A 415-nucleotide genomic window follows, 5' to 3' on the forward strand; every position below is an offset into this window, starting at 1 on the left:
CGGTTCAGCAGTTGGCTGCCGAGGCCGATGCCCACGCCCAGGATCACCCACGACCAGCTGCGGAACCAGGCCGAGAGCAGCACCACCAGCAGGATCAGCGGCGACAGCCACAGCACGGCCTCGCCGGCCAGGCCGGCCAGCAAGGCTGCGGCGGGCACCAGCAGCAGGTGCACGACCAGCGGCGCCGCGAGGCTGGCGCTGTGCGTGGCCGGCAGGGACAGCCAGAACTCGACCGAGCGGTCGCTGTGGTCGCGCCGTGCCATGCCGGCGACGATGATCACCGAGATCAAGCAGGCCAGTTGCAGCGGGCGCAGCTTGTCGTTGACCTGCGAGGCCTCGTCGCTGCCCAGCTGGATCTGGCCGAAAGAGAGCAGCAGCAGGGCGATGCCCAGCGGCACCCCCACCATCAGCGCCC

The 415-nt window shown here is 70.8% G+C and carries 1 protein-coding gene; it reads right to left on the minus strand.

All coding sequences use genetic code 11. From position 1 onward, the window contains the following. Positions 1-415 (minus strand): hypothetical protein (locus EOE66_RS21895; RefSeq protein WP_205702797.1); only part of this gene is annotated, 415 nt, incomplete at both ends.

The sequence above is a fragment of the Rubrivivax rivuli genome (assembly GCF_004016505.1).
Classification (GTDB): Bacteria; Pseudomonadota; Gammaproteobacteria; order Burkholderiales; family Burkholderiaceae_C; genus Rubrivivax; species Rubrivivax rivuli.